At 61.3% G+C, this 23,884-nt stretch carries 21 protein-coding genes; 9 read left to right on the top strand and 12 right to left on the bottom strand.

Features of this window, described 5'->3' with window-relative positions:
- Position 1: 1 nt before the first annotated feature.
- From IEX36_RS12350 to IEX36_RS12340, 3 genes are all read right to left on the bottom strand, one after another.
- Positions 2-466 (bottom strand): peroxiredoxin, encoded by a 465-nt coding sequence (locus IEX36_RS12350; RefSeq protein ID WP_188759574.1) that lies wholly within the window; start codon positions 464-466, stop codon positions 2-4.
- 54 nt (positions 467-520) lie between these two features.
- Entirely contained in the window at positions 521-1,510 is a 990-nt protein-coding gene (fabD, locus tag IEX36_RS12345; RefSeq protein WP_188759573.1) for an ACP S-malonyltransferase, read from the bottom strand.
- A 124-nt stretch (positions 1,511-1,634) separates the two neighbouring features.
- On the bottom strand, positions 1,635-1,907 hold the full coding sequence (locus IEX36_RS12340) for a hypothetical protein (protein ID WP_229668931.1): 273 nt from the start codon (positions 1,905-1,907) through the stop codon (positions 1,635-1,637).
- 192 nt (positions 1,908-2,099) lie between these two features.
- On the opposite strand from IEX36_RS12340, the gene IEX36_RS12335 reads away from it, so the two are divergent.
- From IEX36_RS12335 to IEX36_RS12325, 3 genes are read left to right on the top strand one after another with little or no spacing between them, the layout of a single operon-like run.
- Positions 2,100-2,552, top strand: coding sequence for a hypothetical protein (locus tag IEX36_RS12335; protein ID WP_188759572.1), 453 nt, complete (start codon positions 2,100-2,102; stop codon positions 2,550-2,552).
- A 7-nt stretch (positions 2,553-2,559) separates the two neighbouring features.
- The gene (locus IEX36_RS12330) at positions 2,560-3,090 is read left to right on the top strand and encodes an RNA polymerase sigma factor (RefSeq protein WP_188759571.1); all 531 of its coding nucleotides are present in this window, start codon (positions 2,560-2,562) and stop codon (positions 3,088-3,090) included.
- On the top strand, positions 3,087-3,518 hold the full coding sequence (locus tag IEX36_RS12325) for a hypothetical protein (RefSeq protein ID WP_188759570.1): 432 nt from the start codon (positions 3,087-3,089) through the stop codon (positions 3,516-3,518). Before IEX36_RS12330 ends, IEX36_RS12325 begins: the two co-directional genes overlap by 4 nt.
- A gap of 482 nt (positions 3,519-4,000) precedes the next feature.
- Here IEX36_RS12325 and IEX36_RS12320 read toward each other — a convergent pair whose 3' ends face one another.
- The 6 genes from IEX36_RS12320 to IEX36_RS12295 all read right to left on the bottom strand — a co-directional run bounded on the left by IEX36_RS12320 (position 4,001) and on the right by IEX36_RS12295 (position 12,455).
- A complete protein-coding gene (locus IEX36_RS12320) occupies positions 4,001-5,428 on the bottom strand; it encodes a hypothetical protein (protein WP_188759569.1) in 1,428 nt (475 codons plus the stop codon).
- Positions 5,429-5,735: 307 nt separating this feature from the next.
- Positions 5,736-6,377: a hypothetical protein gene (locus tag IEX36_RS12315; protein WP_188759568.1), complete on the bottom strand. Its 642-nt coding sequence runs from the start codon at positions 6,375-6,377 to the stop codon at positions 5,736-5,738.
- Positions 6,374-6,709, bottom strand: coding sequence for a PadR family transcriptional regulator (locus IEX36_RS12310; RefSeq protein ID WP_188759567.1), 336 nt, complete (start codon positions 6,707-6,709; stop codon positions 6,374-6,376). Before IEX36_RS12310 ends, IEX36_RS12315 begins: the two co-directional genes overlap by 4 nt.
- Positions 6,710-6,835: 126 nt before the next feature.
- Positions 6,836-8,833 (bottom strand): CRTAC1 family protein, encoded by a 1,998-nt coding sequence (locus IEX36_RS12305; RefSeq protein ID WP_229668930.1) that lies wholly within the window; start codon positions 8,831-8,833, stop codon positions 6,836-6,838.
- Positions 8,834-8,835: 2 nt separating this feature from the next.
- Positions 8,836-10,659: a CRTAC1 family protein gene (locus tag IEX36_RS12300; protein WP_188759566.1), complete on the bottom strand. Its 1,824-nt coding sequence runs from the start codon at positions 10,657-10,659 to the stop codon at positions 8,836-8,838.
- Positions 10,656-12,455: a tetratricopeptide repeat protein gene (locus IEX36_RS12295; RefSeq protein WP_188759565.1), complete on the bottom strand. Its 1,800-nt coding sequence runs from the start codon at positions 12,453-12,455 to the stop codon at positions 10,656-10,658. The genes IEX36_RS12300 and IEX36_RS12295 overlap by 4 nt, the downstream gene beginning before the upstream one ends.
- 252 nt (positions 12,456-12,707) lie before the next feature.
- On the opposite strand from IEX36_RS12295, the gene IEX36_RS12290 reads away from it, so the two are divergent.
- The gene (locus IEX36_RS12290) at positions 12,708-15,218 is read left to right on the top strand and encodes an amylo-alpha-1,6-glucosidase (protein WP_188759564.1); all 2,511 of its coding nucleotides are present in this window, start codon (positions 12,708-12,710) and stop codon (positions 15,216-15,218) included.
- Positions 15,219-15,227: 9 nt separating this feature from the next.
- Here the strand turns inward: IEX36_RS12290 and folP are convergent, their stop codons facing one another.
- Positions 15,228-16,136: a dihydropteroate synthase gene (folP, locus tag IEX36_RS12285; RefSeq protein WP_229668929.1), complete on the bottom strand. Its 909-nt coding sequence runs from the start codon at positions 16,134-16,136 to the stop codon at positions 15,228-15,230.
- Positions 16,137-16,194: 58 nt separating this feature from the next.
- The gene (locus tag IEX36_RS12280; protein WP_188759563.1) at positions 16,195-16,659 is read right to left on the bottom strand and encodes a nuclear transport factor 2 family protein; all 465 of its coding nucleotides are present in this window, start codon (positions 16,657-16,659) and stop codon (positions 16,195-16,197) included.
- 101 nt (positions 16,660-16,760) lie between these two features.
- Here IEX36_RS12280 and dacB point away from each other — a divergent pair, with 101 nt between their 5' ends.
- The 5 genes from dacB (at position 16,761) to IEX36_RS12255 (ending at position 20,730) form a co-directional block, all read left to right on the top strand.
- Positions 16,761-18,353, top strand: coding sequence for a D-alanyl-D-alanine carboxypeptidase/D-alanyl-D-alanine endopeptidase (gene dacB / locus IEX36_RS12275; protein ID WP_229668928.1), 1,593 nt, complete (start codon positions 16,761-16,763; stop codon positions 18,351-18,353).
- 58 nt (positions 18,354-18,411) lie between these two features.
- Positions 18,412-19,152 (top strand): sulfite exporter TauE/SafE family protein, encoded by a 741-nt coding sequence (locus IEX36_RS12270; protein WP_188759562.1) that lies wholly within the window; start codon positions 18,412-18,414, stop codon positions 19,150-19,152.
- A gap of 28 nt (positions 19,153-19,180) precedes the next feature.
- On the top strand, positions 19,181-19,534 hold the full coding sequence (locus tag IEX36_RS12265; protein ID WP_229668927.1) for a c-type cytochrome: 354 nt from the start codon (positions 19,181-19,183) through the stop codon (positions 19,532-19,534).
- On the top strand, positions 19,531-19,896 hold the full coding sequence (locus IEX36_RS12260; protein ID WP_188759560.1) for a hypothetical protein: 366 nt from the start codon (positions 19,531-19,533) through the stop codon (positions 19,894-19,896). Before IEX36_RS12265 ends, IEX36_RS12260 begins: the two co-directional genes overlap by 4 nt.
- A 204-nt stretch (positions 19,897-20,100) precedes the next feature.
- Entirely contained in the window at positions 20,101-20,730 is a 630-nt protein-coding gene (locus tag IEX36_RS12255; protein WP_188759559.1) for a flavodoxin family protein, read from the top strand.
- A gap of 276 nt (positions 20,731-21,006) precedes the next feature.
- Here the strand turns inward: IEX36_RS12255 and IEX36_RS12250 are convergent, their stop codons facing one another.
- Positions 21,007-23,772: a glycoside hydrolase family 31 protein gene (locus IEX36_RS12250; protein ID WP_188759558.1), complete on the bottom strand. Its 2,766-nt coding sequence runs from the start codon at positions 23,770-23,772 to the stop codon at positions 21,007-21,009.
- Between the last annotated feature and the right edge of the window lie 112 nt (positions 23,773-23,884).

Raw genomic sequence — 23,884 nt, 5'->3', positions numbered from 1 at the left:
TCTAGTGCTTCTGTGATTTGACCAGCGCGAGCACTTCTTCGGCATGGCCTTCCGGTTTGACGTCTTCGAAGATATGAATCAGCCGCTGGTCCGGGCCGATAAGGTACGTGGTCCGCTTCACGCCCTTGACCAGCTTGCCGTACATGTTCTTCGGCTTGATGAGGTCGTAGCGGTTGATGAGGACGAGGTCCGGGTCGGCGAGCAAATCGTAAGGCAGGTCGTACTTGTCCTTGAATTTCTTCTGCGCCTTAACGGTGTCGCGCGAGATGCCGAGCACGACGATGCCTGCCTTCTGGAACTTCGTGAAAGCGTCGCGGAAGCCGCAGGACTCGATGGTGCAGCCGGGCGTGTCGGCACGCGGATAGAAGAAAAGGACGACGGGCTTGCCCTTGTAGTCGGAGAGCGAGATGTCATTGCCGTCCTGATTCTGGAGGGTGAAGTCTTCTACTTTGTCGCCGGGTTTCATGTGTGTTTCCTCGATATTTTTTTAACTTAAATGCGATATGTCGCGCCCAGAGTATTAGAGGCTCGCAAGGGCTTTTTCGAGCGAGGCTGGGTCTTCGACGTTCAGGGTGGGCATTGCGGCGTCCTTGCCGAGAATCTGGCGGTTCAGGCCGCTGAGTACTTTTCCGGGGCCGACTTCGATGAAGTGGGTTACGCCCTGCTGCGCGAGCAGTTGGATGCAGTCTACCCAGCGGACTGCGCCTGTCACCTGATGCACCAGCGCCTGCTTTGCCGCGCCAGCATTGGTGATGAGCGCGGCGCTGACGTTGGCAGCGACCGGAATCTTCGGGTCGGTGAAGTTGAGTGTTTGTAGGTCAGCAGCGAGCGCGTCCTGCGCGGGCTGCATCAGCGCGCAGTGGAAGGGTGCGCTGACCGGCAGCATCACTGCGCGCTTGGCTCCTGCCTCTTTGCACAGATCAGCAGCACGCTGAACTGCTGCTGCTGCGCCAGAAATCACCGTCTGGTCGGGCGAGTTCAGGTTTGCGGCGGAGACGACGGCAAGCTTCGGATTAAAGTCCTTGGCCTCAGGAGTCGTTGGCAGCGGGGTAAGTTCATCGGAGACTTGTGCGCAGACCTCGATGATGAGGTTGGCGGAGAGCCCGAGGATCGCAGCCATCGCTCCTTCACCCGGCGGAACGGCCTGTTGCATGTAGCGGCCTCGGTTGCGCACAGTGCGGACGGCGTCGGCGAAGGTGAGCGTACTGGCAGCAACGTGCGCGGAGTATTCGCCGAGGGAGTGTCCAGCAGCGAGCGCGGGGGCAATGCCACGCTCGGCAAGCACACGCATAGCAGCAACTGAGACGGTGAGAATCGCAGGCTGAGTGTGCTCGGTCAGCTTGAGCTGCTCTTCGGGGCCTTCAAAGATCAGCTTCGAGAGAGCGAAGCCAAGCGCCCCGTCAGCCTCGTCGAAGACAGCGCGGGCGGAGAGAAAGTTGTCGTAGAGTCCGCGGCCCATGCCGACAGACTGCGATCCCTGTCCGGGGAAGAGGAAGGCAAGTTTGGTCATCGAGATTGATGGTAAATCAGCGGCAGGATTCGGAGTTACGCGAAGAGATAGAAGCGGATAGCTCGCTTGTGGATTCTGTTCGTACCATCAATAAGGCACAACACAACCCCTTGGGACATAGAGCCTAAGTGCCCAGACCGAAGTCCACATCCTTCTCATCACCTGCGTGGGAGTAGGCATCGTAGGGCGTGCGGTGGTTAAATTTGTAGCGTTGACGAAGTTCGCGACCCACAAAGAGGCCAAGTGCCACGGCTCCAAGTCCTGCCGAGACCCAGCCAAGTGTCTTCATCAGTGTGGTATCCGAGCTGTCCTGTTCAGCTTCGGGAAACGGAAGCGGTTCAGTGGCAGGGACGTCCTCAGCTTTGAAGAAGACACACGCGTTGGGGAAAAACTTCATAGCTCGATGATAGCTCAGGTTAGACGTTCCAGTGGTAGAGACGTTTGTGGGATGCAGACAGACGTTCAGGGGATGCAACCGGCACATTGCTCGCGCCGTATCTGGGAAGTGCGGCCCTGCTGTTAACCGCCACCCGGCTGGCTGCGTTGTATCGGTGAAGGTTTGATTCGACTTTGTAGAAGGAGAGGTTTTATGGGTCACATCCTTGGACCGATTACCCTGTTTATCCTGTTTGGCTGGGTTGCGTGGCTGATCTTTACCTCGCTGCGGCGGTACATGATGGCGAAGCTGCAGACAAGTTTGCAGATGAAGCTGCTGGAGAAGATCGACTCCGGCCAGAACGCGCTTCAGTACGTGGAGACGGAGGCGGGCAGGAGCTTTCTCAAGTCCTTTCAGGCTGAGCAGGTCGAGGTGGCTGCGCCCTACCGGAGCATCTTGAGCGGAGTGCGGTGGGGGATTATGCTGATTGCGTTCGGGATTGCGTTCCTGGCGCTGAAGTCGATAGCCTCGTACCCTGAGCAGCAGCAGGTGCACATCTTCATTGGTTCGCTGGCGCTGGCGCTGGGTATTGGATGCGAGCTGGCGGCGGGGGCGACGTTCTTCCTCTCGCGGTCGTTCGGGTTGCTGAAGCGGGATGGTGAGTAGGGGCAGGATGCAGAGAGGCGAGACGCTTCCGGTGGCCCTGGCGGCGGAGGATGGCTCCGCGATGAGCGAGGGGGAGTTTCGTCTGCTCTACGAGGCGACTGCGCGGCCGATCCTCGCTTACCTGACTGGGGTGACCGGGCGGCGGGATGTTGCCGAGGACCTTCTGCAGGAGACGTACTGCCGGTTCCTGGCGCGGGGGAGACGGTCGCTGGAGGGTGAGGAGGCACGGCGGTACCTCTTCCGGATCGCGGGGAACCTGCTGCGGGACCGGTGGCGGCGGGGCGAGGATTCGCGGTGGGTGGAGCTGGTGGATGTTGGGGCTTCGGCGGATGCGGGGCTCGGGATCGACGTGCAGCGGGCGATGGGTGCGCTGAAGCCGCGGGAGCGGGAGCTTCTGTGGCTGGCGTACGTGGAGGGGATGAGTCATGCGGAGATTGCGGAGGCGACGGGGCTGGCGGCGATGAGCGTCCGGCTGCTGCTTTTTCGGGCGCGACGGAGGGCGGCGGGGTTGCTGCGGCCTGGAGAGGAGTTGGGATGAGACGGTGTGAGCGGGACCGAGAGGTTGCGGCGGCGTTGCGCGGGGGCGGGTTGAGTGCGGAGTTGAGCGGGCACGTGGCCGAGTGTGCGGGTTGCCGGGAGACGGTGCGGGTGACGCGGGCCTTGCTGGCGGTGCGGGCGGTTGAGCCGCCGGATGCGGGTGTGGTGTGGCGGCGGGTGCAGGAGGAGGTGTTGCTGCGGAGGGCGACTCGGCCGCTGGCGGTGATGCGGGTGTTGAGTGCGGTGTTCCTGGGGGTGCTGGCGGTATGGGCGGTTCCGGTGATGTGGGTGTTGGTGCGGGGGCATCTGGGGGATCTGGGGCCGGAGTGGGTGACCGGGACGGTGGTGTCGGCGGTGATGATCGGGGTTGGGGTGCTGGGGCTGTGGTATGTGGGAAGGCGAACCCCCTCCCCCGTCTTGAAGTACTAAAGTCTTCGATTGAAAGGGTTTAGGCTGCGCGAGATTTGATAAAGTCTTCATTTGACTGGGGTTGGAAGTAAAGTCTTCTAAATAAATGGTTTACACGCACGGAAGCCCCGGAGTTTATCCCGGGGCTTTTTGTGTTCTGTCTCTATTTTAATGTGGCGAGGAAAACTAAACCGCCACTTCGGGCAGAAAAATATCTGGCTTCGTTTGTGGTGGTTGAATGGATTTTCAGCGGGTCCGGGGCTTGACAGCACGACTACAGCGTGCGGACCCACCCGTGTCGCGATAAAGCTGCGCCATGAATGGGGCACCAGCGTGTTTCTGCGATGAGGCTGTGGCGAAAAGACATATCCCACGGGCTGAAGCCCCCTTTTTTGTGCGTGTTGTTGCCCGGACTAAAGTCCGGGCCTATCTCAGAAGCAACAGCGTGAGTAATCAGCCGTGGCCTTTAAGCAAGGCCGGGGTTTTCATCACCCTTTTCAGGATCAGGGGAGAAGTTCGAAGGATTGAACTGCTACGCGGGTGCCGACGAGGGAGCGTTCTTTGGCGGGTTCGATCGCAACCGTTATTTCGTTGAATTGCCGAAGGCGCGTTGAGCGTGGGATGTGGAAGGTGAGGAGTTCTTCGACTGGAGGACTGATCAGCGAGGCATAGGTGATGCGTCGCGTGCTGGATGGAAGTACCTGCGCTCCGAGTGATTGGGATGTGATTCCTTTTGGGCCGATGTTGCGCAGGCGGATTTCGACGAAGATTGCTCCGGGTATGTGGTCGGCGTTTTCGATGGAGAGGCGGATTGCGCTGAAGGAGGTTGTACGAATGGGAAGGCCCAGGAATTGGTGCGCCTCCATCAGCAAGGGGAGCGCGTTTGTGGAGCGGATGGTCTTCTTTGTGGGGTCGCCGTGGGCGATGATTGCACCTGGCCGGGGGCGCTGGTATGGCGGCTTGAAGTACCAGTAGGCACCGTCGAATGGGATCGTGACCGACTGCCTGGGTGCGCTGCTGGGCCTGATGGGAGCGGGCTGGGGGATTACTCGAGGATGAGGCTTCTTCGGAGAGAGAAGGATGATCCCGAGGTAGGAATCATCTGAATTGGAATGAGCGGCCACCTGTTTGACGTTTTTGCTCTGAGTGGATTTCGGCTTGATGTGCATGAAGGCGTTGGCGCCTATGGCGAGCCTGGGCACGGCCAGATATGGGATGAGAGCAATTGCGAGCAGAAGATAAACGAGACCCGTTCGCGAGACGACGCTGCGAAATGACGTGGGTACTGCGCGACTTCGAATGGGGCGGAGCTTTGCTGGATACGACCAGATCAGAATGGATATGCCCGCGGCAAGCTGCAGACCGGAGGAGAAGTAGTTGGTGAGCGCCAGTTCGGCGATGGTTGACTGGAAGGCAAGTGCGGCGATGATGGCTGGGCCGATGCTTCGCAGGAAAGATTGTGTGCGCTCGATTTGAAAGAGCGTGGGGATTTGGCTTTGATTGGGAGTCGTGGCTTCATCGGTCGCCGTCCAGCGGATGAGGGAGCGTGTGGCGGACACGAAGATGAGGGGTGGAATGAGTATGGTCCAGACCGAGTTCTCCTTGATGAGGAGGATGAGAAGCGGCGACCATACGACGGATGGCCAGATGGTGAGGGCGAGGAGCGGGACGGAAACATCCACCAGCCCGCTGAACATCGTCGCGTTGACCCAGACAGCGAAGACGTGCGCAGCCGCGGCAACCAGAAGGAAGTGCGCGGCTGTGGAGAAGAGGTGCGGCAGGTGAAGCGCTCCGGTTGTTGGCGTGTCGCAGGCCATCCACACGATGCCGCATGTCTGGAAGATGCTTCCGACGAACGCCACGATAAACGACGTGGCCGACTGTGGAGCGGAGTCGATGGAGTCCGGCGATGCGATTTGTTCCGTTGCCATCATGGCTTGTTGAGGGTGATCGGTCAGAGAAAAGCAGTACCTCAGGGGCTAAAGCCCCAATGATTCTGTGTCATTACGGCACGGCTAAAGCCGTGCTCTTAAGCAAGGCGGACTTTTCAGCACTGTCTGAAGCCCCTTTGAATCGCTGGCATTTGCACATCCTTCGACTTCGCTCAGGACAGGCTCTAAAGCCGTGCCCTTAAGCGGAACGGATTTTTCATCATCCTCTTGTTGCTCCCGCTGAAAAATGAGCGCAGTGCTGCATGGCTTTGAGACAAGCCTGTTTGTGGTGCGCGGATAGCTTCGGTTACGCGGTGAAAGGAATGGTTGGGTTGCTGCCTCGTGTGGACGGAAGCGCAGTCAGGATGGCAGTGAGCAGACTAAGAACCAGCGGTGCGTAATAGGACGAGAGACCAAGCGTCTGCGCTGTGAGCAGGTGCAGGTGAGAGAACACCTCTCGCAAAGGTCCTCTGAAAAGGACGATTGCCAGCAGCAGGACGTTCAGACTCAGGGACAAGCTGCCGAACAGCCGGGGTGCGGATGGTGCGTGTGTCCGTGTAGAGCGTAGCGGCCAGTAGATGAGCAGTCCAAGCCAGACAAAGGTGCAGGCAGGAAGAATCGCCTGAGCGATGTTGGTTGGCGCCGAGTATGGCCAGTCGAGCGCCGACCATTGATGGAAGGCCGATTGAACAAAATGGGCCTTCCAGATGGAGAGCTGCCACAGTGGAAAGAGCGTGCTCCAGCAGGCGGAAAACGCCAGGGGCAAAGCGAAGGCGCGAGACTTGAGGAAGATGCCGGTAGCGGCTGCGATGAAGACCTGCCGCCAATACCATCTCAGAGAGCGTCCGGAGTTCAGCTCTTCAAAGAGATCGCCTGTCAGAGCATGGCCGTGCGGCTCGGGGACGACGTGCTCCAAAACCCAGCTTGCGATGGCGACGGATCTCTTCATAAGGTGGTTTCTCCTGGCAAGGGTAGAGATCCCCACAACTTATTGAGCACTTCGCGGGTTTCGTGAACGGAGCGAAGGCCCTGCTCTGTGATGCGAAAATATCGCTTCGCCCGGCCACCCCGTTCCGGCGTTGCTTCGCCGAGAGTCGATGAGATGAGGCCCTTGTCTTCCAGCCGCTCTAGCGCCGCGTAGACGCTGCCGACGGCGACATCGCGGCCACGCATGGCGGTCAGTTCCCGAGCCAGTGGAACACCATACGCTTCCTCTCCCAGACGGGCAATGGTGAGTAGAACCATGAGCTCGAACTCGCCGAGATAGTTCTGCTTCGCCATATCTTCAATATATGCGAAGAAATAGGTTAAATCAAGGGAATTGTTGTGGGTGAGGAAGGAAACAGCAGATTCCCCCCCGTTCGACTTCGCTCAGGGTGCGGAATGGTAATGCAAAAGGGAATCCTGCTATTTTGGGGCGGCTGCGGTTTGGGCGGGGTGGCCTTTGCCTTCGGTGAGGGTGAGGATTTGGTCGACTTTTGCGGGTGGGGTGAAGGATTCGGTTTCGCCGTTGGGCCAGCGGACTTCGAGGGTTTTGATTTCGGTCTCGGCGCCTAAGCCGAAGTGGAGGCGCAGGTCGCTGGAGGAGTTGTAGCTGGAGCCTGAGCGGACTTCGTTGACGAAGATGCGTTTGGCGGTGTGCATGGTGACGCGCGCGCCAATGGCGTCGCGGTTGGAGGTGGTGCCGACGAGATTGAACTCGATCCAGTGGTTTGTGTTCTTCGCCATGTTGACGAGCAGCATGGGGTAGTCGCTGAGGTTGTTGATGACGGCATCGACACGGCCGTCGTTGAAGAGGTCGCCGGTGGCGAGGCCACGGCTGGAGCGCGGGTCGGTGAGCGCGGGGCCGGAGGTTTTGCTCAGGTCTTTGAATTTTCCGTTGCCGAGGTTCGAGTAGAGCAGGCGCGGCTCGCGGTATTTGGAGCCGAGATGGGCTGAATCGACCTCCGGGTAGACGTGACCGTTGACGACGAGGATGTCGGGCCAGCCGTCGTTGTCGACGTCGGCGAACATGGCTCCCCAGCCGAGGTCGTCGGTGTTGATGCCGAGGCCGGCGGGGAAGGTCTGGTCGGTGTAGGTGCCGTCGCCGTTGTTGCGGTAGAGGGTGGCGGTGTCGTCGGAGAAGTTGGTCTTGAAGAGGTCGAGGCGGCCGTCGCCGTCGTAGTCGGCGGAGGTGGAGCCCATGCCAGCTTGCTCGCGGCCGTCTTCGTTGAAGGCGACGCCCGAGTCTTCGGCTACGTCGGTGAAGGTGCCGTTGTGGTTGTTGCGGTAGAGGATGGCCGGGGTGGAGTCGCAGGCGACGTAGATGTCGGGCCAGCCGTCGTCGTTGTAGTCGAGCGTGGTGATGGAGAAGCAGTAGTGGCCGTTGGTGTTCTGGATGCCGCTGGCTTTGCTGACGTCTTCGAATTTACCGTTGCCGAGGTTGTGGTAGAGGATATTGGGCGCGCTGGCGAGGCCGCGCGGACCGCACATGACGGCGACGCCCTTCCACATGCAGCCTGAGGTTGCGCCGGGCGCTGGTGTGGTGGCGAGGTCGAAGTGGACGTAGTTGGCGACGGCGAGGTCGAGGTGGCCGTCGCGGTCGTAGTCGATGAAGGCGCAGCCGGTGCCCCACTCGTGGCCGGTGCCGGCGACTCCTGCTTGCTCGGCTACCTCTTTGAAGGTGCCGTTGCCCTGGTTGTGGTAGAGGCGGTTCTTGCCGTAGCCGGTGATGTAGAGGTCGTCGTAGCCGTCGTTGTCGTAGTCGCCGACGCAGACGCCCTGGCCCCAGGCGGTCGAGGTGAGTCCGGCTTTGGCGGTGACGTCGGTGAAGGTGCCGTCGTGGTTGTTGTGGAAGAGATGGCTGGTGGGCGGCGGGTTCGGGGTGGACTTGTCGCCGGGTAGAGTGGTGCCGTTGACGAGGAAGATGTCGGGCCAGCCGTCGCGGTCGTAGTCGAAGATGGCGACGCCGGAGCCGGTGGCTTCGATGATGTAACGCTTGTCGTCGACGCTGCCGTTGACGTTGCGGACGAGGATGCCGGCTTTGGAGGCTACGTCGATGAACCAGGCTGGTGGGGCGTGATCGGTGGTGGGTGGGTAGGGTTGCTGAGCCTGGATGGTGAGGGTGAGGAGGATGAGGCAGAACAGCATACCCCAGGGGCGAAGGATGGGGCACCCGAGCTTTGGTGGCTGGGACGAACCCACCTTAGCGACGATAAAGCTGTCGCGAAGATGGGGCACCCGGTCTGTGGCGTGTAGGTTGAGGTTGATGGCCTGAGACTGAAGTGGCTGAAAGGGTGGAGCGGCATGGGTTGCCGATGCGGCCTCGGGGTCCTTCGACTGCGTTGGGCGCAAAAGACGCGCCCAACTCCGCTCAGGATGACGGCTTGTGGGAGAGTATCGGCTGATGAAGTCTGCGCGCGGCATGGTTAGGGTTTTCCCATGGGCATGGTCTTGAGGATTTTGCCGCCTTCTTCGATGACGTAGAGACGGTTGGCGGTGAGGTTGGGGAGCTTGTCTTTTGTGCCGGAGGGCCAGGTGATTTCTATGTCGGCTTTTGTGGCGCGGTCGAGGCCGAAGTGGATACGCAGGTCGTTCTGTGAGTAGTAACTGCCGCCGCTGCGGACTTCGTCGATCTGCGCGAATGGTTTTGCTGTGGGTGAGGTTTGTGTGGTGACGGTGATGCGCGCGCCGATGCCGGTGCGGTTGGATTTTGTGCCGACGGTGCGGATCTTGATCCAGTTGCGGCCGGTGGTGGAGTCGCAGCGGAGAAGTTGCGGCGTGTGGTTGATGCAGTTGACGACTATGTCGATGTCGCCGTCGTTATCGTAGTCGCCGAAGGCACAGCCACGGGCGGGAACCAGCTCCATGATGCCGGGGCCGCCTTTCGCGGAGACATCTTCGAACTGGCCGTTGCGGAGGTTGCGGTAGAGATATTTGTGCTCGGCGTAGGGGGCGTCGACCTGGGTGCCGTCGACTTCGGGGTAGACGTGGCCGTTGGCGATGAGGATGTCGGGCCAGCCGTCGTTGTCCATGTCGAAGAAGCCGCAGCCCCAGCCGAGGAAGCGGGTGTTGACGCCGAGGCCGGACTGGTAGGTGCGGTCGTCGAAGGTGCCGTCGCCGAGGTTGAGGTAGAGGGAGTCGGTGTCGCCGGCGAAGTTGGTTTTGACGATGTCGAAGAAGCCGTCTCGGTTGTAGTCGCCGACGGAGACGCCCATGCCGGCTTGTGGTTTGCCGTCGGGCGAGTAGGCGACGCCGTCTTCGATGGCGTTGTCTTTGAAGGTGCCGTTGTGCTGGTTCTGGTAGAGGGTGGCGGGCATGGAGTCGTTGGCTACGTAGATGTCGGGCCAGCCGTCGTTGTCGAAGTCGCAGACGGCTACTGAAAGACCATACGTGCCGATGGTGTCGAGGATGCCGGATTTCGCGGAGACGTCGGTAAAGGTGCCGTCGCCGTTGTTGTGGTAGAGGATGTTCTTGCCACCTTGTAAGCCCGGCGGGCCACAGGCTACCTGGATGCCTTTGTACTCGCAGCCGGCGGCTGAGGGGATGGGCGCGGTCTTGATGTCGAAGTCGATGTAGTTGGCGACGAAGAGGTCGAGATGGCCGTCGCGGTCGTAGTCGAGGAAGGCGCAGCCGGAGTTCCATCGCTTGGTCGACTGGAGCAGACCTGCTTCTTTGGTGACGTCGGTGAAGGTGCCGTTGCCGTTGTTGCGGTAGAGCGCGTTCTGGCCGTAGTAGGAGACGAAGAGGTCGTCGTAGCCGTCGTTGTTGTAGTCGCCGATGCAGCAGCCCTGGCCCCAGCCGCTGCGGGCGAGGCCTGCCTTCTGGGTGACGTCGGTGAAGGTGCCGTCGCGATTGTTTTTGAAGAGATGGCAGGTGGGCTCGTGGCCTTTGGGGAAGCCTTCGAGGCGGAAGCCGTTGACGAGGAAGATGTCGAGCCAGTCGTCGTGGTCGTAGTCGTAGAAGGCGACGCCGCAGCCGGTGGTTTCGAGGAGATATTTGTTGTGGTGCTCGCCGCCGTAGATGGTTCGGGCGTTGAGGCCGGATTGGCGGGCGACGTCGATGAAGCTGACGCCGAGCGGTGTGCCGAGGACGGGTGAGGGCAATTGCTTGGGCGCGGCGTGCGGCGTGGCGTTGTAGGTGGGGCGCTGCATGGTGCTCTGCGGCGCGGCGAGGGCGAGGATGTCGTCGAAGGTGAGGACGAGCGCTGTGGCGGAGAGAGAGGTGAGGAAGCTGCGGCGGGACCGGTTCAACGAGGCTCTCCCTGCGGTTGTGTGGCCGAAGTTGCTTGCGTGGGTTTGGGTTGGGATTCGAGGAGCTTTTCGGCTTTCTGGCGCTCGGCGCGGGCTTCGGTGTTGCGGCCCTGGCGGGCTAGCGCGTCGGCTAAGGTGAGATGGGCTTCGGCGTAGGTGGGGTCGGCGGCGACGGCGGTCTGGAGTTGTGTGATGGCGGCTGCTATCTGGCCTTTGCGGAGAAGTGCGCTGCCGCTGTCGAGGGCGAAGTTGGCGCGCTGGCGGTTGACGGCGATGCGGCTGAGGTCGGCGGCCTTCTTGCGCTCGCTAAGTGCGCCTGCGTGGTCGCCTTGTTCGCTGAGGATGGAAGCGAGGGTGATGTGCGGGCTGGGCTGGTTGGGCTCTAGCTCGATGGCGCGGTGGAGTGCTTCGATGGCTTTGTCCGATTGATTGTTTTGGCGATAGACGTTGCCGAGCAGGGCCCAGGCGTCGCCGTTGTCGGGGCGCAGGGTGGTGGCTTTTTCGAGCTGCGTGACGGCGTCGCTAAAGTGGCCTAGCTGCATGTAGAGGACGCCGAGCGTGTAGGGCGGGTCGGGGAGGTCGGGCGCGAGTTTTTCGGCGGCGGCGAGTTCGGCGATGGCTGGCTCGGGTGTGTCCTTGAGCTTGAGGGCGAGGCCTAGGTCGTAGTGGAGCGTGGCGTTGTTGGGGTCGGTTTTGAGGCCGTTGCGGAATTGCTCGATGGCGTGGTCGATGTCGCTTTGCTGGAGGTAGGCGTCGCCGAGGTCTTCGCGCAGGGTGGTGTTGGTGGGGGTGATGCTAAGGGCCCGCATGTAATACGGGATTGCACCTTTGGCGTTGCCGGTCTGCACGAGCGCGAGGCCGAGGTTGGTGAGGACGGAGGCGTCGTGCGGGCGCACGGCTTCGACCTTTTGGAAGAGTGGAAGCGCGGTGCGTGGGTCGCCGCTGGATTGCAGCGTGAGGGCTAGCTGGTATTTGGCTTCGATGGATTTCGGGTCCTGCTCGGTGGCTGTGCGCAGGGTTTTGATGGCGGATTCGCTGTCGCCGGTGGCACGCTGGGCGAGGCCTAACTGGATGGCGTAGTCGGTGTTGTTTTTGACGAGGGAGTTGGCTTCGGTGAGCTCGGCTACGGCGTTGGTGGCGTCGTTTTGTTCGAGCAGCAGGGAGCCGCGATGGTAGTGGGCGGAGGCGAGCGATGGGTCGAGCGCGATGGCTCGTTGGAATTCTGCGTTGGCCTGGTCGTATTGCTTTTGCTGGGCGAGCAGGGCGCCTAGTGTGTCGTGGAGCTGCGCGTTGTCTGGTGAGCTTTCGAGCGCGCGGGTGACGACTTGCTGCGCTTCTGCCGTGTGTGATGTTGCGGAGAGCGCGGTGGCGTAGGCGAGGACGGCTTCGGGTGTGAGTGGCTGGGTTCGCTCGGCTTCGCGGAAGTACTCGATGGCGCGGGTGTAGTCGTGGAGTTGCGAGTAGGCGAGCGCGAGGTTGGTGGTGGAGTTTTCGTCGGCTGGATTCAGTTTGTGCGCGATGGTCAGCTCTTCGGCGGCTTTGCGCGGGTCGCCTTCTGCGAGCAGGACGGTGCCGAAGGCGGCGTGGCCGGCGGCTACGTTGGGTGCGAGGTGGACGAGTTTGGCAAACTCTTCGTGGGCGGTCTTGAGGTCGTTGCGGTTGAAGGCGTCGGAGCCGGCGCGGAAGGCTTCGTTGGCGGCTGCGAGGTTGGATTGGGAGATGGTGGTTTTGTGTTCGGCGGGTTTTGTTTGCGCGTGCGATTGAGCGCAGAAGATTGTTGCGGTGATTGCCGACACGGCCAGGGTGATTCTGACAAAGCTATGAATCGGGCTTTCAGCCCTCTGGGGCTTTATTTGGGTGCACACCTGGGGCTGCGCCCCAGGCTGGTATGAAGCGGGCCTTTGGCCCTTGTCGTTTTGCGAGAGGTGATGCATCCGCGAACGATTTTATCGTTTGGTGGTGAGGCGTGGCTTTGAGTTGTTATGTCAATTTGGTGTGGGCTGCTTTGTGCTGCGGGTAGACTGGTGAGCTTGGGAGCTGGAGGGTGCATGAGGCTGGCGGCTTTGCTGTTGATGATGTGTGCGGGTGGTGTGGCGGCGCAGACTTCGACGCAGGCGGAGTTTCATCCGGTTGCTCCGTTTGCGCTGGGTGAGAGTGGGTTGGCGATTCGGCATCATGTTGAGGCGGGTGTGCCGTTCACGGTGGCGGGTGAGCGCGGTGTGGTGCTGGGGCAGCAGGAGGGGACGTTTGAGGCGTGGGTGTTGCCGGTGAAGCTGCTGAGCCACTTTACGATTTCGGCGAACGTTGAGGGTTATCCGGTGCCGATTGATCTGAATGCTGATGCGGCGGAGATTCAGGTGTTTCCTACGCACACAGTCATCACGTATTCGCACATTGCGTTTACGGTGCGGCAGATTATGTTTGCTCCTGATGGTGGCGATGCGGGCGCGGTGGTGCTGTTTCAGATTGATTCGACGCGCAAGGTTGAGTTGACGTTCAGCTTCACGCCGGAGATGCATCCGATGTGGCCGCAGCCGGGGCAGGGCGTGCCTTCGGGTGAGTGGGTGAAGTCGGCGGCGGGCGGGTTTTATGTGCTGCACACGGATTTTCCTGATCTTGCGGGTGCGGTGGCGATGCCGGGAACGGAGCCGGGGATTATGGCGCCGTATCAGGAGAAGCCGAAGTTTTATCCGTTGCAGTTGGTTCTGCACTACGAGCCGAAGCGCGATGGGGCGCGGTATTTTCCGCTGCTGATGGCGGCGGGTTCGACGAACGCGACTGCGACTACGGCTGCTTTGCAGGAGAAGCTGGTGCGGATGAATGAGGATCTTCCTGAGATTTATGCGGCGCACGCGGCTGAGTATGCGCGCATGGCCTCGGAGCAGACTGCGATTAAGACTCCGGATGCGCGCTTCGATGACGACTTCGCGTGGGCGGAGGTTTCGATTGAGCAACTGCGGGCGAAGGTTGAGCCGAGCGGCGAGACAGCGATGGTTGCTGGATATTATTCGTCGGGCGATTCGGCGCGGCCTGGGTTTGGGTGGTTCTTTGGGCGTGATGCTCTGTACACGCTGTATGCGGTGGATGGGTTTGGCGACTTTGCGCTGGGCCGCGATGAGCTTGAGTTTTTGATGAAGCGGCAGCGCGCGGACGGCAAGATTATGCACGAGTACTCGCAGACGGCGGCGTTTGTGGATTGGAAGTCGCTGCCGTATATGTATGCGGCGGCGGATGCGACTCCGCTGTTTTTGACGGGGATGCTGGATTATGTGCGGGCGAGCGGGGATGTGGAGTTTCTGCGGCAGCATCGCGCGGAGGTGGAGAAGGCGTGGAGGTTTGAGACGACGCATGACACGGATGGTGACGGCATCTACGACAACTCGCAGGGGACGGGCTGGGTGGAGAGCTGGCCTTCGGGGATGCCGCATCAGGAGATCTATCTGGCGCTGCTGGATCAGCAAGGGTCGGCGGCGATGGGCGAGCTTGCGGAGCTGATGGGTGATGCGGATACAGCGAAGGCTGCGGCGGCGCGGGCGGATGCGTTGAGTAAGAAGATTGAGAGCGAGTATTACGAGCCGCAACTTGATGCGTATGCCTTCAGCCGCAATGCCGACGGTACGCTGGACAAGACGGCGACGATGTTTCCGATGATTGCGTGGTGGAATGGTGGCGCGGGGTTGGCTCATGCGGATGCGAGCTTTCGACGGTGGGACTCGCATGATTTTTCGACGGACTGGGGCGTGCGCGACCTGGCGGAGAGCGATCCGTTCTATGACCCGATCAGCTATCACCAGGGGTCGGTGTGGCCGCTGTTTACCGGGTGGGCTTCGGTGGCGGAGTATCGCACGGGGCGTGCGCTTGCGGGGTATGCGCACCTGATGCAGAACGCCGATATGACTACGACTCAGGATTTGGGTGCGGTGACGGAGTTGCTTTCGGGGGCGTACTTTGTGCCGTTTGGGCGGAGCACGAGCCACCAGTTGTGGTCGTCGGCGATGGTGATTACGCCTGCGTTGCGTGGGCTGTTTGGGGTGGATGTGGATGCGTTGAAGGGTGTGGTGATGGTTGATCCTCATCTGCCTGCGGATTGGAATACGGCTGAGGTAGAGCGGCTGCATGTGGGGGCTTCGGTGTGTTCAGTTGAGTATGAACGGCGCGGCGCGGAGATGGTGGTGCGGGTGAAGATGGTTTCGGGTGCGGCGGTGCATCTGGCGACGGATGTGAAGGGCGCGCGTGTGGCGGCGGATGGTGCGTCGATTACGTTTGCGTTGCCTGCGGTTGAGGTGAGTGTGCCGCATGGGCTTCCGTTGCCGGGCGCGCGGACGGCGCAGATGAAGGTGCTGGCCGAGACGCGGGAGGGACGGTCGTTGCGGCTTGATCTTGAAGGCGAGGGCGGATCGACGACGATGATGCAGGTGCGGGTGAATGGGCCGCGCGTGAGCGTTCATGCGGATGGTGCGGATTTGTCGGATGCGAAGGCGGATGGGTTGCTTCCGCTGATGGTGAGTTTTCCCGCGGGTGCGGGGTATCAGGAGAAGACGGTTACTTTGCGGTGGTAGGGTGAGCCTTTAGATTGCGCTGAGGATGCGGTCGGCGACGGCTGCGGCTTCGAGGGCGGGGCGCACGTCGTGGACGCGGAGGATGTGTGCTCCTGCGAGGATGGCTGCGGTGTTGGCGGCGGTTGTGGCGTTGAGGCGGTCCGCGGATGTGAGGCTCTCGGGGGCTACGTCGATATTTTGCGCGACTGCGCTGGCGAGGAAGCTCTTGCGCGAGACGCCGGCGAGGATGGGCAAGTTGAGCGACCGGAGTTCATCGAGGCGCGCGAGCAGCGGGTAGTTTTCGCCGAGACGCTTGCCGAAGCCGAAGCCGGGGTCGAGCACGATTTTGTCGCGCTCGATGCCGGCGAGGAGCGCGGACTTGAGACACTGCTTCAGGCCGTCTACGACGAGTGGCACGACTTCGTCTTCGGCGAGCGGGGCCTGGTTGCGCCAGTCCTGAGGGCGTCCGCGTGTGTGCATCAGGACGACGCCGCAGCCGGTGGCGGCGCAGGTCTCGGCCATGGCCGGGTCCCACTGGTGGCCGCTGACATCGTTGACGATATCGGCTCCGGCTTCGATGGCGCGGCGAGCGGTGGCGGCGTGGAAGGTGTCGACGGAGAGGATTGCCTGGGGCCGCTGGGAGGCGAGTGCTTCGATGACGGGCAGGATGCGCGACTGCTCTTCTTCAGGGGTGAGCGGGATGGCTCCGGGGCGCGTGGATTCGCCGCCGATGTCGAGGATGTCTGCGCCTTCGTCGAGCATGTTGAGCGCGTGCGTGATGGCGCGGTCGGGTGCGTCGGTGGGCGAGTAGAAGTGGCCGCCGTCGGAGAAGCTGTCGGGCGTGACGTTGAGGATGCCCATGACGAGCGTTCGGCGTCCCAGCCGGAAGCTGCGGGTGCGGAGACGCCAGTCGAATTCGGGACGCGCGGCAAAGGGCATGGGAAGACAGTGTAAGGCAGTTGCAGGCTACTGGGCAGGGCCGGAGCGGCGGCGCACGCTATCTTTGGTCCTCCGGCTGGTGCGCGGACATACCTCCCAGAATCTGCCATCCTGCGGGCGTTCTGATCCACGTATGCGTGATGCGACTGGTTTGGGGTTTGCCATTCCCGCCTTGGTCCCCCCAGACGGCGGTCAGCCGGTAATACGTAACAACAATGTTGCCAGTAGCGACGCTTCCCAGGGGTTCAAGTGAATAGGATGCAAGCCGAACGCCCTTCCCGGTGTACTGTCTGAGCCAGTCTGTAACGTGGTCCTTTCGTTGCGGCGCAGGGCTGATGTATGGCCAGCCCACGAATTTCGCATCCCATAACGTTCGATAGCCAACAAGATCGGCCGCCTTCACATACTCCCAGTAGGAGTGTTCGAGCTTCCAGACGGCTACTTCATTGGCGGATTGCTGGGCAAACACAGCGCCCGTGCAAAGCGCGAGTAGAAGCGCGATCAGTATTACTTTCGCTTTCAACTCTGGGTCCTCCAGGTTCACAAAATGGATGCTTCACCGTGAGCATTCCTGTTCAGCAACTATATGCTCGATGAGCGCGGGAGGAATGCTAGACTTCGCGAGTGAAGAAATCGCTGAATCACTGCGCTCTTATTGTCTTGCTTGGAGCAATCTGTCTGCCAGCCCATGCGAAAGTCCATCACAGACGACACAGGCCGAAGCCGCTGAAGACGCAGATTGCCGAGCTGCTGGATGACCCGGCGGTCTCGCGGGCGCACTGGGGCATTGTGGTGACGGAGATGGATGGCAAGCCCATCTATGCGATGAACGAAGGGCAACTCTTTCAGCCTGCGAGCAATAACAAGATGTTCACGACGGCTACGGCGCTGGCCTTGCTGGGACCGGACGCTACAACGGAGACGCGCATTGTGGCGAAGGGCGTCTTCAACGGCCCTGCGAAGCTGGCGGGCGATGTGGTGCTGGTGGGCGCGGGCGATGCGAATCTTTCGGGGCGCGCGCTGCAGTATGTTGAGCCTGCGGACAGGCCGAATCCTGCGCCGCCTGCGCCTGATCCGCTGCGGTATCTGGCGCAGATGGCTGACCAGGTTGCTGCGACGGGGCTTAAGGTTGTGAACGGTGATGTGGTGGGCGACGACACGCTGTTTCCGTGGGAGCCTTATCCGGAAGACTGGACGATTGATGATGCGGTGTGGGGTTATGGCGCGCCGGTGTCGGCGCTGACGATTAACGATAACCAGATCAAGGTGACGGTGACTCCGGCGGACACGGCGGGCAAGCCTGCGACGGTGTCGCTCTCGCCGGCGGTGCCGTATTACAGGCTGGATTTTTCGGTGATGACTGGTTCGCCGAAGAGCCCGAGCTCGATTGAGATGGAGCGGATGCCGGGCAGCAGGGAGCTGCGCATCTATGGCTCGATTGCGGTGGATGCGCAGCCGGATGAGGAAGAGGTTGCGATTGAAGACCCGGCGGAGTATGCCGCGGTTGCGCTGAAGTCGTTGCTGGAGGCGCGCGGAGTTGAGGTGACGGGCAAGGCTCGCGCGCAGCATCGGCTTTCGACTGACACACAGGGCTTTCTTGCGGAGTCTGCGCAGTCGGTGGTGGATTTGAGCGAGCGTGCGCCTGTGGCAGCGAATCCTGTGGAGAAGGTGCTGGCTTCGCACACTTCGCCTCCGCTTGAGGAGAACCTAGTCGTGACGAATAAGGTGAGCCAGAACCTGCATGCGGAGTTGTTTCTGCACCAGCTTGGCGTGGCGGTGCTTGGAGACGGATCGACTGCTGCTGGTGTGCGGGTGGTGCGGGTGTTTTTGACGGACAAGGTTGGGGTTGATCCGGATGATTTTGTTTTTTTCGATGGCTCGGGGTTGAGCGGGCATGATCTGGTGACACCGCGTGCGGCGGCGAAGCTGTTGCAGTATGCGGCGGAGCAGCCGTGGTTTGCTGACTGGAAGCGTTCGCTGCCGATTGGTGGCGAGGATGGCACGTTGGCTGAGCGTTTTCCGAAGGCTCCGCTGAAGGACCATCTCTTTGCCAAGACGGGCACGCTGGGTGAGGCGCGGGCGTTGAGTGGGTATCTGGAGTGTGCGAGTGGCAAGACGGTGATCTTCTCGATTATGGTGGGCAACCACACGCCGCGCACACATGCGGATCGTGAGGCGATGGATAAGATTGTTGCTGCGATTGCTGAGACGAATTGAGCGGCTCTGATTTTTCTCTTTCGTAGAATGGAGGGATGAAGAGCGGGCAGAGTTGTTGATGGCTGCGACCACAATCGAGGTGGTGGCGGTGGTGTTTTTGGCAACGGTGGTCCGCTCGGCGTTTGGATTTGGCGAGGCGCTGGTAGCTGTGCCGCTGCTGGCGCTGTGCATTCCGATTGGTGTGGCGGCTCCGCTGGCTGTGCTGGTGTCGATTACGATTGCCGCGGTTGTGCTGGTGGAAGACTGGAAGCATGTGCATGTGCGCAGCTCGGGATGGCTGCTGGCGCCTACGCTGGTGGGCATTCCGCTGGGCCTGATGCTGCTGGCGAGCACGCATCAGCTGGTGGTGAAGATCGCGCTGGGTGTGCTGATTCTTGCGTTCTCGGCTTACTCGCTGGCGGGCAGCAAGCCGCCGGAGTTGAAGCAGGAGAGCAAGCCCTGGCTGCTGGGCTGCGGTTTTCTGGCGGGCGTGATGGGCGGAGCGTATGGCATGAATGGGCCTCCGCTGGTGATCTATGGGGCGATGCGGCGGTGGTCGGCGCGGCACTTTCGCGCGACGCTGCAGGGATATTTTTTGCCAGCGAGCATTGTGGGCATGGCGGGGTACTGGCTTGCTGGATTGTGGACGTCTGCGGTGACGCACTACTACCTGGTGTCGTTGCCTGCGGCGCTGCCGGCGATCTTTCTGGGCAGGATGCTGAATCGGCGCCTGACGAGCGATGTTTTTTTGAAGTATGTGTATGTGGGTTTGGCGGGGACGGGCGTGCTGCTGATCGTTCAGGCTGTGAAGCATGGGTGATTGGCGGCTAATGCGACAATGGAGGCAGATGCGAATTGTGATTCGAGTGGCCGCGCTTGCGGCGTTTGCCATGCTGGCGGCGGGATGCAACCGGACTGCGCCGCCGACTCCGCTGGACCAGCTGAATGCGCAACAGATGAGCGGGCACGCTGTCTTTGAGTCGCAGTGCGCGCGCTGCCATGCCGACCGCACGGACCAGAAGCTGCATGGGCCTGCGCTGCTGGGCGTCTTCAAGAAGCCTTATCTGCCGAGCGGCGCGCCGGCCAATGACGATCGCGTGACCGACACGATCCTTCACGGGCACGGACTGATGCCTGCGATGGGCAACACTATGGACCAGCAGGACGTGAATGACGTGCTGGCCTATCTGCACACACTATGAGCGACGAGACCAGACCCAACGTACGTGGACAGATGCTGCCGGGCATTGCGGGCATCAGCATGTTCATGATCTTCATGACGATGCTGAATGCGTATGCCGCGCTGCGCGGCTCCTTCGGCAACGGCACGGCAAAGTATGGCGTGCTGGCGATGTGCTCGCTGCTGGCCGTGGGTATCTTCGGATTGCTGCGGCTCAAAAAGTGGGGCTGGGCGCTGGTGACGGCGGGATGTTTGCTGTTGAGCGTCGGCGACTTTTTCTATTTTGAAAAGACCCATGCAGGATTTTTCCTTGTGCGCGGGCTCTTCGATCTGATGTTCTTTCTTTATCTCGCGCGAACTGAGGTACGGGAGCGGTTGCTGTGACCGGGTACCCTTCGCTCATAATTTGAGCGCTAAATTTTGAAACGGGAGTTGGAAGAAAGCGGTTCGCGCTTTGCGCGAATGCCCAATCATGCGATGAAGCTGCATGAATGGGGCACCCGGCACCTGGAGTATGGGTGTCATTTCGTGCATGGGCACCCGCCGCAGCGTTGTTATGCTGGTGATTGGTAAGAGGCAAGGGGAGATATGACCATTGTTTCCGTCGTGTATCAATCGAGTCGCGGACATACTCGCGCTCTAGCGGATGCGGTTGCGCGAGGCGCCGCGTCTGTGGCAGGAACGGAAGTCCGACTCGTAGAAATCCGTGGCGAGCAAGTCCTCAATGGCAGGTGGAATCACGAAGAGACCATGGCCCAACTGGCGCAATCGGATGCCATCGTATTTGGGTGCCCTACTTATATGGGGAGCGTTTCGGCTATCTACAAGGCGTTTCTGGAGAAAGCGTTTGATCCCTGGCTGCAACAGCAATGGAAAGACAAGATTGCGGCTGGATTCACCAACTCCGCATCGCAGAGCGGCGACAAACTTTCGAGCTTGATTCAACTTTCTATCTTTGCGGCCCAGATGGGCATGATTTGGGTGGGAGTTGGCGATCCGCCGGGCAACAACTGGAGCGGGGGCACCGCAAACGACGTCAACCGGCTGGGCACATGGCTCGGCGCCATGGGGCAAAGCAACGGAGATCAGGGGCCTGAACTTGCACCGAGCCAGGGGGATCGAATAACGGCTGAGCGATTGGGCGCGCGCGTCGCGGGGATTACCCAGAGATGGATGGGAGCAGGAGCATATAAAACCGAGCGATTGAAGGCGCGGTGATTGCGATCCTGACCAAGACGCAGGCTCCGGTTCTTGTTGTGAGTCCACCAAGCAGGCTTTGGGAGGCCGCTGAAAAGGTGCTTCGTGGGTGGAAAATTGTACCTCTGGGCTAAGAGCCTCGTGCGTGCGCGGCGTGTGCGGCACGGCTGAGGCCGCGCCTTTAAGCAAAACGGACTTCTTCAGCGCCCTCTTTCAGCCACTTTGCTGTCCGCATACCTGGGAGATGTCCAGGCTGGTATAAGACGGGCCTTTGCTCCTCTTTGGGTCACGCAAAGCTCACTCCGGCTTGCCGTCTTTCAACTGTGAGAGGGCGCGTTGGAGGGCAGCTTTGTAGGCTATGGCGCGTTGCTTTGCGGTGTCGTCTCCGCGATGCTTCATGAGTTGGTCGACTAGTTGATCGTCGGAGAGGTTTGCAATCGGGTCGTAGAGTTGCTCGATGGATTGTTCGGCTGCGGCGTATTTTTTGGCGAAGTTGTCTAGTTCGGTGCGGGCTGTTTCGGGGTGGTAGCTGAGGCGGTCGCCGGTCTGCCAGGCGTCGATGAGTGGGTCGGGGGACCAGGTGAAGGGCCACTCCTGGTTGAGCGTGTCGTAGGCGGAGCGCAGGCGCGTGGTTGCTCCGGCGAAGCCGTCGAGTTCGGCACGCGCGGCAAGCGAACCGGCGGCGCGGCGGACTTCGATATGCACGGCTTCGGTGACCGGCTGCGATGGTACGTGGATGACGGTCGAGAGGGTGTTGCCCTCGTAGCTCCACTTGAGTGGTTCGCCGTTCGACGTGACGGATGCGGGCGGCCAGTCGGCGGGGAGGCGCAGCTCGTAGCCGCGGGACTGAATCATGCCGGGATAGCTGCCCTCTTCGGGCGCGATCTCGACGGTGAGGGTGTCGCCGTGCTGGGTTGCGGTGACGGGTGTGAGCGAGTAGACGCCGCGCTTGTAGTTCTCACCTTTGCTGGCGTCGGCGTAGACCTGGTACGTGGAGGTTTGGCCGTCGGCTAGCGGCCAGACATTCAAGATCAATGGATCGACGGGCTTCTGGCCGGTGTACTGCATCGGCGGCTGCATGGGGACGATGGCTCCGGCGCGCAGGTAGACCGGCGTCTGAGCGATGGAGAACGAGCGGGTGAGCGCGATGGGGCCGGTGAAGTGTTTGCCGGTTGACCACTCGATCCACTCGCCTTTGGGAAGCCAGATGCTCTCGGTGGCGAGGTCGGTTGCGGCGTCGATGGGATGGACGACGGGCGCGACGATCATCTGGCTGCCGAAGGCGTACTCGTTCTTTGCGGTGTAGGCTTCGGGCGCGTCGGGCGAGTCGTAGTAGAGCGGATGAAGGAAGGCTACGCCGGTGTCGTAGGTGCGGCGCGCCTCGGTGTAGACGTAGGGTTCGAGCGCATAGCGTTGCTGGAAGGCGGTGCGAAGGATGCTGGAGTATGGCTCGGGGTAGGCCCAGATGCGGCGCTCGGAGTCGGGGTTCTTCGTCGTGTGCGTGCGCAGGATGGGGCTGAAGGCGCCGAACTGCACCCAGCGTGTGTAGAGCTCGGGCGCGACGGCTCCGGGCATGTGGCCGCCGATGTCGTGGCTCCAGTAGGCGTAGCCGACGTTGGCCGCGGTTGCGGTGAACCAGGGCTGGAAGGCGAGCGAGTCCCACACGGAGACGGTGTCGCCCGAGAAGCCGATCTGGTAGCGGTGGTTGCCGAGGCCGCCCCAGCGATGGAAGAGCAGCGGACGCTTGCCCTCGCGCTGCTGGTCGGTGAAGTGGACGTAGTTGAGCCACCAGGTCGGGCTTACGCCGGGGACTTTGGTCGTCGGCTCCTGCTGCCAGTCGAGCCACCAGAAGTCGATGCCTTCTTTTTCGAGTGGATGGTGCAGGATGTCCATGTAGTTCTGAGCGTACTTTTTGTTGGTGATGTCGAAGGGGACGTACTGCTTCTGCGCCGGGTCCTGTCCCATCGCCTTCGCCATCGCGGTGTACTGGTCTTCCCACGGCTGCACGCCGGAGGCTGGGTGCATGTTGAGCGTGACCTTCAGGCCTTCGTCGTGCAGGTTGCCGAGGAACGCTTTCGGGTCGGGAAAGAGAAGGTGGTTCCAGGTGTAGCCGGTCCAGCCCTGGGAGTGGCCGGAGGCGTCCTTGATATTGAAGTGCATGCCGAGTGTGTTGTGCCAGTCCATGTCGATGACGAGCACGTCGAGCGGCGTGTCGTTTTCGCGGAAGCCGCGGACGAGATCGTCCAGCTCCTGATCGGAGTAGGCCCAGTAGCGCGACCACCATGCGCCGAAGGCAAAGCGCGGCGGCAGCGGGATGCGTCCAGCGACGCGGACGTAGTCGTGGAGCGCCTGGCGGTAGTTGTGGCCGTAGCCGAAGAAGTACCAGTCGAGGCTGCCGGCGGCGGGCCGCTCGATGACCCAGGGCCAGGTGCTCTGCTCGCCGCCTTTGAAGGTGAAGTCGTCGGAGTCGAAGAGGGGACGCGTTGAGTCATCGACGAGCGCCCAGCCGTTGCGTGAGACGAGGCCTTCGCCGATGGGCTCGCGCGTCTTGTCGCCGCGTGCGCCGTCGAGTGTGCGGGTGGTGCCTTCGAGATTGCCTGTGTCGGCGAGACCTGGGTGCCATATGACAGGCTGTGCGTCTGCTTCATGGAACTTTGTGAGTGTGATGGTCAGGTTGGTGGGGTCGAATTTGCCGTCGCCGCGTGGTGAGTATTTGAGCGTGAGCGCGCTGGTCTCGATGGTCAGTGCTTTGTGCTTGCGCGAGACTTTGAACTCGGGCACGGGCATGCGGCGGTTGAGGAAGACGAAGGAGGGATGATCTTCGAAGTGGTCGTCGGCAGCCCACTCCATGCGGACCAACTGCGGCGTCAGGACGGTGAAGCGGGCGTGGCCGAAGAGCACGATGGCGTGCGGGTCGGCTGTTGCAGAGAATGAGGCCTCGGGCTCTGCGTGCGGCGTGGGCGCGGGAATCTGCTCGGGTGTTTGTGCGTTGAGGGCAGGGGCGAAGAGCAGAGCGGCGGCAACTACTGCGGAGGCGAAGAGCGAGGCTGAAGACGTTTTCATGTCGCGCCCAGTATATCCACGCGGCGAAGACGCTATTGCGAAGCTGTATTGACATTTTGGCTAACGCCGCATCGACTGCTCGCCGGTTCTCTGATAAATGCGCTTCGGTTTG

This window comes from Edaphobacter acidisoli, assembly GCF_014642855.1.
Taxonomy (GTDB): Bacteria; Acidobacteriota; Terriglobia; order Terriglobales; family Acidobacteriaceae; genus Edaphobacter; species Edaphobacter acidisoli.
This window is presented reverse-complemented; position numbering and strand designations above follow the sequence as displayed.

Coding starts and splice junctions, on each gene's coding strand:
- IEX36_RS12350 (WP_188759574.1), bottom strand. CDS start 466: ATGAAACCCGGCGACAAAGTAGAAGACTTCACCCTCCAGAATCAGGAC.
- fabD (WP_188759573.1), bottom strand. CDS start 1,510: ATGACCAAACTTGCCTTCCTCTTCCCCGGACAGGGATCGCAGTCTGTC.
- IEX36_RS12340 (WP_229668931.1), bottom strand. CDS start 1,907: ATGAAGTTTTTCCCCAACGCGTGTGTCTTCTTCAAAGCTGAGGACGTC.
- IEX36_RS12335 (WP_188759572.1), top strand. CDS start 2,100: ATGGGTCACATCCTTGGACCGATTACCCTGTTTATCCTGTTTGGCTGG.
- IEX36_RS12330 (WP_188759571.1), top strand. CDS start 2,560: ATGCAGAGAGGCGAGACGCTTCCGGTGGCCCTGGCGGCGGAGGATGGC.
- IEX36_RS12325 (WP_188759570.1), top strand. CDS start 3,087: ATGAGACGGTGTGAGCGGGACCGAGAGGTTGCGGCGGCGTTGCGCGGG.
- IEX36_RS12320 (WP_188759569.1), bottom strand. CDS start 5,428: ATGGCAACGGAACAAATCGCATCGCCGGACTCCATCGACTCCGCTCCA.
- IEX36_RS12315 (WP_188759568.1), bottom strand. CDS start 6,377: ATGAAGAGATCCGTCGCCATCGCAAGCTGGGTTTTGGAGCACGTCGTC.
- IEX36_RS12310 (WP_188759567.1), bottom strand. CDS start 6,709: ATGGCGAAGCAGAACTATCTCGGCGAGTTCGAGCTCATGGTTCTACTC.
- IEX36_RS12305 (WP_229668930.1), bottom strand. CDS start 8,833: ATGCCGCGCGCAGACTTCATCAGCCGATACTCTCCCACAAGCCGTCAT.
- IEX36_RS12290 (WP_188759564.1), top strand. CDS start 12,708: ATGAGGCTGGCGGCTTTGCTGTTGATGATGTGTGCGGGTGGTGTGGCG.
- folP (WP_229668929.1), bottom strand. CDS start 16,136: ATGCCCTTTGCCGCGCGTCCCGAATTCGACTGGCGTCTCCGCACCCGC.
- IEX36_RS12270 (WP_188759562.1), top strand. CDS start 18,412: ATGGCTGCGACCACAATCGAGGTGGTGGCGGTGGTGTTTTTGGCAACG.
- IEX36_RS12265 (WP_229668927.1), top strand. CDS start 19,181: ATGCGAATTGTGATTCGAGTGGCCGCGCTTGCGGCGTTTGCCATGCTG.
- IEX36_RS12260 (WP_188759560.1), top strand. CDS start 19,531: ATGAGCGACGAGACCAGACCCAACGTACGTGGACAGATGCTGCCGGGC.
- IEX36_RS12255 (WP_188759559.1), top strand. CDS start 20,101: ATGACCATTGTTTCCGTCGTGTATCAATCGAGTCGCGGACATACTCGC.
- IEX36_RS12250 (WP_188759558.1), bottom strand. CDS start 23,772: ATGAAAACGTCTTCAGCCTCGCTCTTCGCCTCCGCAGTAGTTGCCGCC.